Below are 6,578 nucleotides of genomic sequence, written 5' to 3' on the forward strand. Positions count from 1 at the left end.
GCGGACTGGGCCCAACGCGAAACCCCCCCCCCCCCCGCCCTTTGGGTGCGACAAGGGGTGGGGGCGTAAAGGAGCCCTCCCTTTGGCGCAGCCAAGGGGAGGGTTGGGAGGGGTGCCGTTGATCTTCGCAACCCTGCAGAAAACTCAGAACGGCTTCGCCAGCACCAAATAAACGATGGCAATGAACAGCACCAACGGCAGCTCATTGAACCAGCGCAATGTCCCAGAAGATGGCAGGGCCTTGCCCTTGATCGTGCCCTTCAACCAGCGCCCGGTGAAGGTGAAATACACCATCAGCAAGACCACCAATCCCAGCTTTGCATGCAGCCAACCGGCAGCGCCCGGCGCCACCATGGTCGGAAATTCCGGCAACACCTTGTAGCCCAGCCACAGCACCAGCCCAAGAATGAAAGCAATGCCAAACATCACGTGGCCAAACCGGTACAGGCGTTTGCCCATCAACTGCAGCCGTTCCACCACCGGCGGCTGCCCCGCCGCCTCGGCGATATTGACCAGGATCCGCGGCAGGTAGAACACCGCCGCCATCCACGCCACCACGAAAACAAGGTGAAAGGTCTTTACCCAAAAATACGACTGCATGCGCTGGCTCCATCGGCGGCGTAGGATGAGCGCCATTTTCGCCCATCCGCACAAGACACGCACATGCAGGACAAGCAGTACGACGCCGACTACTTCCAACGCTGGTACCGCCGCGACGATATCGGCGGCGCAGCGCGCCTGGCCCGCAAGGTGCAATTGGCTGTCGCCGCAGCCGAGTACTACCTCGAACGCCCGATCCGCAGCGTGCTCGACATCGGTGCCGGCGAAGGTGCCTGGCGCGCGCCGCTGCTCAAGCTGCGGCCCAAACTGCAGTACATGGGCTTCGACAGCAGTGAGTACGCGGTGCGCCGCTATGGCCGCACGCGCAACCTGCACATGGCCGGCTTCGGCGACTTCCAGTGGCTGCGCCCCTGCGCGCCGGTCGACCTGCTGATCTGCTCGGACGTGATCCATTACGTGCCCAGCCGCGAGCTGCGCAAGGGCCTGCCGGGCCTGGCCGAACTGTGTGGCGGGGTCGCCTTTCTGGAGCTGTTCACCGCCGAGGACGAATTCCATGGCGACCACGACGGCTTCCAGCAGCGCCCTGCCCGCTGGTACAAGCGCCAGCTGCGTGAAGCGGGTTTCCGCGGCGTCGGCTCGCATTGCTGGCTGGGGCCCGCATTCAGCGAAGACATCGCCGCGCTGGAACGGGCCGACTAAAGGCCGATACCGGCTTAACGCCGCAAATGTCATAGTGCGCTATGCTGCACAGCATCATATGACTGTACATATTGGGACGTCATGCTCTATCAACTGCATGAATTGACCCGCAACTTGCTTGCGCCTTGGGTTCACCAGGCGCAGGCAAATGCGGCGTTCTTCAATAATTCGGGCCACTGGTGGTCGTCGATGCCGGGCGCTGATCGCTTCGCGGCGATGAACGAGCTGTTCCATCGCCTCGGCAAGGATTATGAGAAGCCCGAATGGGGCATCCACGAGCTGGAGCTTGATGGCGAGATCGTGCCGATCGCCCAGCTCACCGAAGTGGAGAAGCCGTTCTGCAAGCTGCTGCGCTTCAAGCGCCACAGCAATGAAACCTCCAAGGTCGAAGCCCTGTTGGCGCAGCCAATCGTGCTGGTGGTTGCACCGCTGTCCGGCCACCACGCCACCCTGCTGCGCGATACCGTGCGCACCCTGCTGCGCGATCACCGCGTCTACGTCACCGACTGGGTCGACGCGCGCATGGTGCCGGTGGAACAGGGCGAGTTCGGCCTGGACGACTACATCGAGTACGTGCAGGAATTCATCCGCCACCTCGGCGCCGACAACGTGCACGTGGTCAGCGTCTGCCAGCCGACCGTACCGGTACTGGCTGCCGTCTCGCTGATGGCCAGCCGTGGCGAAACCACGCCGCGTTCGCTGGTGATGATGGGCGGCCCGATCGATGCGCGTTGCAGCCCGACCGCGGTCAACAACCTCGCCACCCGCAATCCGATGTCGTGGTTCGAGAACAACGTCATCCACACCATTCCGGCGCCGTATCCCGGTCAGGGCCGCCGCGTCTACCCGGGCTTCCTGCAGCACGCCGGTTTCATGTCGATGAACCCGAGCCGCCATTTGATGTCGCACTGGGATTTCTACACCGACCTGGTCAAGGGCGATCTGGATGATGCCAATGCGCATCGCCGCTTCTACGACGAGTACAACGCCGTGCTCGACATGCCGGCGCAGTTCTACCTGGACACCATCCGCGTGGTGTTCCAGGAGTTCCTGCTGCCGCGTGGTGAGTGGTATGTGCGCGGCGAACACGTCGACCCGTCGGCGATCCGAGATACCGCCCTGCTAAGCATCGAAGGCGAGCTGGACGATATCGCCGGCCTGGGCCAGACCGAAGCGGCGCAGGCGCTGTGCACCGGCATCCCGGCCTCGCGCCGCGACCACTTCATCGTCGAAGGCGCCGGCCACTACGGCATCTTCAGCGGCCGCCGCTGGCGCGAAGTGGTGTACCCGAAGATGCGCGACTTCTTCAGCGCCCAAGCCGCACAACCGGCGGCAAAAAAGGCCAAGAAAGCCAGCAGCAACGTCACCCCGCTACGCCGCCGCGCGCAGCGTTGAGCCTTGGCTTAAAGCCCCTCTCCCTGCGGGGTGAGAGGGGCGGCTTGCGAACCATTGGTTCGCTGCCCATCGAACGCCCTTGCGCTGGCGAGGGCTGGGGCGCGGAGCGGGGGTTGGGGTGAGGGCAGATCGAAGCTAGTCAGGTCACGCCAAATGCAATCGTCTCGAAACCAAAATCATTACGACTCGAAATCCCAAGGCCCCGGCACTCCCGGGGCCTTCTGCATTCAAGAAACCGCCTTCAAGCCCACAACCCCGACAACAATCACCGCCAGGCTAAGCAAGCGCGCCGTATTGCGCGACTCACCAAAGAACAACATGTTCACCAGCACCGCAGCCGCCGTTCCCAAACCAATCCACACCGCATAGGCAATGCTCAACTGGATATAGCGGAACGACTGGTACAGCAGCACGAACGAAGCACCGAACCCGCCAAAGAACAACACAGCGTTCAACAGACTCTTGCGCCCGCTGTAACGCTTCAAGCCAATCACGCCTACCGTCTCCATCAAGGCAGCGGCGATCACCAGAAACCAGCCCATATCAGCCTCCCTGCCCGTTTACGTCAGGCTCGGTGGCCGCCTTGCCATCGGCCAACTTCAGCGCGATCACGCCCGCCACCAGCACCGCCATGAACACACCCTTGGCCAAGCTGAAGCTGCCATCGAACAGGAAGATATCCATCAACGCCGTGCCCACCGTGCCAACGGCGGCAAACACCGCGTACACCGTACCGGTGGGCAATGACTCGCAGGCCTTGGCCAGCCAATGGAAGTCCACCACGATCACCGCGATGATCGGAATCCAATGCCACCATGCGGCAGCCACATTGAAGCCATACACCCAGACCAGTTCGAACAGACAGGTCAGGGCCACGTAGAACCAGCCCTTGTTGGCCACGGCGTTCTCCACAAATAAAAACCGCCACCAGCATAGCGCGAGGTAGTGCCGAGCCATGCTCGGCAGAGGCTCTACAGACACCGTCCCGCTCTGGTTTCTTGTAGGAGCGGCATAAGCCGCGAAGCTACAACTGAATCCGCCAGCGAAAAGCCAACCCCTCCCCAGCCCTCCCCTTCGCTGCGCGAAAGGGAGGGAGCGTAGTGCCGAGCCGTGCTCGGCATGGGTCTTACCAGCAATCCAGAACCGTAGGAGCGGCGTCCGCCGCGAAGCTGGCAGCAATGACTGGTTGGGCATTTCTGCCATCTGGCCTTCTACCAGCTTCGCGGCGGACGCCGCTCCTACAAAAGGGTTTATCTGTAACGCCGCTACCGAGCATGGCTCGGCACCACAAAAAGAGGGCGCCTTTGGCGCCCTCGTCTGCATTCCTTCCATCCGCTGTGCTTACAACCGCACCAGCAGATGCTTTGCCATGGCCCCGTGCAACTTGCCAATGCCGCGTGCCAGATGCAGTGTGCCAAACAGCAGCAGCACGCCTACACCCACCAACACCGGCCACAACCAGAACACATTGCCGACATTGACGCCGTCGATCCAGATCCCCATCGGCAGGTTGGAGAACAACGAGACAAGTGGTGCGAATACCAGCGCCAACGAGGTCGACAGCAAGGTCGTCGCCACGGTGAAGTACAGGATGCCCAGCGGCAGCATCAGTACAAAGTAGAGCATCGTCAGCCATGTACGGCCGTCCGAGAACATCGCACCGATGCGCTGCAGCCAGCCCTGGCTGCGGTCCGTGTAAGTAGGCCGACGCGGCATGCGCACACCCAACATGGTCTCGATGATGCGGCCTTCAACCAGCGACAACACCCGCACCGAGCCCAGAAACAGTAGCAGGACCGGAATACCGATGATCACGATCAGCAGCGATACCGACAGCGACAAACCGGTGACCACCCAGGTGAAGAAGAAGATGCCGGTGGCCAGCGACAACAGCATGTAGAACAGCGCGCCATACGTGTGCGGGTCCATCGCCACACCGAAGAAGCGTGCCAACAAGGAGCGCGGTGCAGGCTCGCGGACCGGCGCCGCGACACCTGGCTCGGTTGGCGATGCAGCGGACTCGACTGCCGCCGCTGCAACAACTGGTGCCACACGTACTGGCGGCCGCGGTGTACGCAGTGCGCGATTCACCGTCACTTCGGTTTCGCGGTAGATCTCCGCAACTTCTTCAGGCGCGCCATAACTGCCGGCAACGCCAGCAATCACCTCGGCCTCGCTCTTGCCCGGCTGCTCGGCCAGCTCCGAGCGCAGGTATTCCTCCGCGTCGTACAGCGCGTCCTGGATCATTGCCAGGTCAGCGCCGCTCAATGCGGCACGCAGCTGGTCCAGATATTCTGGAATCGTCGTCGGCAGCGTTCGCGCGGTGTATTTGGTATTCATCAGTTGATTCCTTCCAGTACGGACTCGACCGAGTCCCGGGTGGCATTCCACGCTGCTATCCACTGCCGCAGCGCGGCGCGGCCGTCGTCATTGATGCGGTAGTAGCGCCGCGGCGGTCCGGCCACCGATGGCTCCACGTGACTCTCCAGCAGGCCTGCACCTTCCAGGTTGCGCAGCACCGGGTACAGCGCGCTCTGCTTGCCACTGAGCACCCCGTCGCCAACCCGCTCCAGCTCCTTGGCAATCAGATAGCCGTACAGCGGCTCCGGCGCTTTGGCCAGCACCGCCAGCAAGGCCAGCGACACCGTGCCTGTGCTCAATTCCTTCTGGAACTTGCGTAGATGGGCATCCAACTCAGTCATGGCCTTCACTCCTGCCGACTAGCGTGAAGCAGATACTAGTACTTAGTTCGCTATAGTGAATATGCCGGTAGTCATCCCCACCTCGGTCATGAGGCTGGCGGGCGGCACGGGCAATCGCGCAGAATCGGGCCACACCCAACTGGAATGCGCCCGATGACGCTACGTCCCTGCCTGCTTGCGCTGGCTCTGTCGCTGTCCCCGCTGCCGCTGCTGGCGGCCGACGCCCCCGCCAAGTACCGCAGCGCGCAGGAGATCATCGATGCCGCCCCGGCCAGCGACTGGCATACCCCGGCGGCGGAGAACACGCTGTACATGGATCTGGAAGGTGGTCGCGTCATCATCGAATTGGCCCCGCAGTTCGCCCCCGAGCACGCCGGCAACATCCGCACGATGGCCAAGGAGCACTTCTGGGACGGGCTGAGCATCTACCGCTCGCAGGACAACTTCGTGGTCCAGTTCGGCGACGCTGATGCCGACGATACGGCCAAGGCCAAGTCGATGGGCAGCGCCAAGACCCACCTGCCGGCAGAGTTCCAGCGCCCGCTCGAAGGCTTGGCATTCACCGCGCTGCCCGACCGTGATGGCTGGGCAGCCAGGACCGGTTTTGTCGGCGACTTCGCGGTGGGCAGCGATGGCAAGAATGCCTGGTTGGCGCATTGCTACGGCGCGCTCGGTGCTGGCCGCAACAACGACGAGGACAGCAGCGTTGGTGCTGAACTTTACGTGGTCACCGGTCAATCGCCGCGTCAGCTGGACCGCAACATCACCTTGGTTGGGCGCGTGCTCAAGGGCATGGAACTGCTCAGCTCGATCAAGCGCGGCCCCGATCCGATGGGCTTCTATGAAGATCCCGCGCAACGCACGCAGATCAAGGCGATCACCCTGGCCAACGAATTGCCGGAAGCACAGCGGGTAAAGCTGCAAGTGCTGCGTACCGATTCGAAGACCTTCGCCGATGCGGTGGAAGCGCGACGTAATCGCGTGGACGGTTTCTACAAGCGCGCCGCCGGCCATATCGACCTGTGCAACATCCCGTTGCCGGTACGCATCCGCTAAAAGGCATCCCTGTAGTGCCGAGTCATGCTCGGCAGAGGCCTTACCGGCCACCCCAACCGGGTAGTGGGGGGGGCGGGGGGGGGGGGGGCTGGGGTGGCGGGGCGCCGCCAGGGCCGCTGAGAGCGGGGGGGGACACCAACCGGCACAGGCCGGCAACTCGCGCGC

General features: G+C 63.0%; 8 protein-coding genes. 3 read left to right on the forward strand and 5 right to left on the reverse strand.

Annotated elements, in window-relative coordinates; genetic code table 11:
* Positions 1 to 144: 144 nt before the first annotated feature.
* Positions 145 to 600, reverse strand: coding sequence for a CopD family protein (locus ACVOK8_RS18935; RefSeq protein WP_481568163.1), 456 nt, complete (start codon positions 598 to 600; stop codon positions 145 to 147).
* A gap of 63 nt (positions 601 to 663) precedes the next feature.
* Between ACVOK8_RS18935 and ACVOK8_RS18940 the strand changes: the two genes are divergently transcribed.
* On the forward strand, positions 664 to 1,260 hold the full coding sequence (locus tag ACVOK8_RS18940; RefSeq protein WP_481568164.1) for a class I SAM-dependent DNA methyltransferase: 597 nt from the start codon (positions 664 to 666) through the stop codon (positions 1,258 to 1,260).
* Between the two features lie 81 nt (positions 1,261 to 1,341).
* Positions 1,342 to 2,655: a polyhydroxyalkanoate depolymerase gene (locus tag ACVOK8_RS18945; protein WP_481530885.1), complete on the forward strand. Its 1,314-nt coding sequence runs from the start codon at positions 1,342 to 1,344 to the stop codon at positions 2,653 to 2,655.
* Between the two features lie 227 nt (positions 2,656 to 2,882).
* Here ACVOK8_RS18945 and ACVOK8_RS18950 read toward each other — a convergent pair whose 3' ends face one another.
* The 4 genes from ACVOK8_RS18950 to ACVOK8_RS18965 all read right to left on the reverse strand — a co-directional run bounded on the left by ACVOK8_RS18950 (position 2,883) and on the right by ACVOK8_RS18965 (position 5,357).
* Positions 2,883 to 3,197: a DMT family transporter gene (locus ACVOK8_RS18950; protein ID WP_481568165.1), complete on the reverse strand. Its 315-nt coding sequence runs from the start codon at positions 3,195 to 3,197 to the stop codon at positions 2,883 to 2,885.
* Position 3,198: 1 nt separating this feature from the next.
* Entirely contained in the window at positions 3,199 to 3,555 is a 357-nt protein-coding gene (locus ACVOK8_RS18955; protein ID WP_481568166.1) for a DMT family transporter, read from the reverse strand.
* A gap of 441 nt (positions 3,556 to 3,996) precedes the next feature.
* A complete protein-coding gene (locus ACVOK8_RS18960; protein ID WP_481568167.1) occupies positions 3,997 to 4,995 on the reverse strand; it encodes a sensor domain-containing protein in 999 nt (332 codons plus the stop codon).
* Positions 4,995 to 5,357, reverse strand: coding sequence for a PadR family transcriptional regulator (locus ACVOK8_RS18965; RefSeq protein ID WP_296251505.1), 363 nt, complete (start codon positions 5,355 to 5,357; stop codon positions 4,995 to 4,997). Before ACVOK8_RS18965 ends, ACVOK8_RS18960 begins: the two co-directional genes overlap by 1 nt.
* Before the next feature lie 153 nt (positions 5,358 to 5,510).
* Here ACVOK8_RS18965 and ACVOK8_RS18970 point away from each other — a divergent pair, with 153 nt between their 5' ends.
* Entirely contained in the window at positions 5,511 to 6,413 is a 903-nt protein-coding gene (locus ACVOK8_RS18970) for a peptidylprolyl isomerase (RefSeq protein ID WP_481568168.1), read from the forward strand.
* The last annotated feature ends 165 nt before the right edge of the window (positions 6,414 to 6,578 follow it).

Source organism: Stenotrophomonas sp. STEN083 (assembly GCF_056759195.1).

Excerpts from the sequence above, each read along its gene's own strand:
- ACVOK8_RS18935 (WP_481568163.1), bottom strand. The coding sequence starts at position 600 with ATGCAGTCGTATTTTTGGGTAAAGACCTTTCACCTTGTTTTCGTGGTG.
- ACVOK8_RS18960 (WP_481568167.1), bottom strand. The coding sequence starts at position 4,995 with ATGAATACCAAATACACCGCGCGAACGCTGCCGACGACGATTCCAGAA.
- ACVOK8_RS18970 (WP_481568168.1), top strand. The coding sequence starts at position 5,511 with ATGACGCTACGTCCCTGCCTGCTTGCGCTGGCTCTGTCGCTGTCCCCG.
- ACVOK8_RS18940 (WP_481568164.1), top strand. The coding sequence starts at position 664 with ATGCAGGACAAGCAGTACGACGCCGACTACTTCCAACGCTGGTACCGC.
- ACVOK8_RS18945 (WP_481530885.1), top strand. The coding sequence starts at position 1,342 with ATGCTCTATCAACTGCATGAATTGACCCGCAACTTGCTTGCGCCTTGG.
- ACVOK8_RS18965 (WP_296251505.1), bottom strand. The coding sequence starts at position 5,357 with ATGACTGAGTTGGATGCCCATCTACGCAAGTTCCAGAAGGAATTGAGC.
- ACVOK8_RS18950 (WP_481568165.1), bottom strand. The coding sequence starts at position 3,197 with ATGGGCTGGTTTCTGGTGATCGCCGCTGCCTTGATGGAGACGGTAGGC.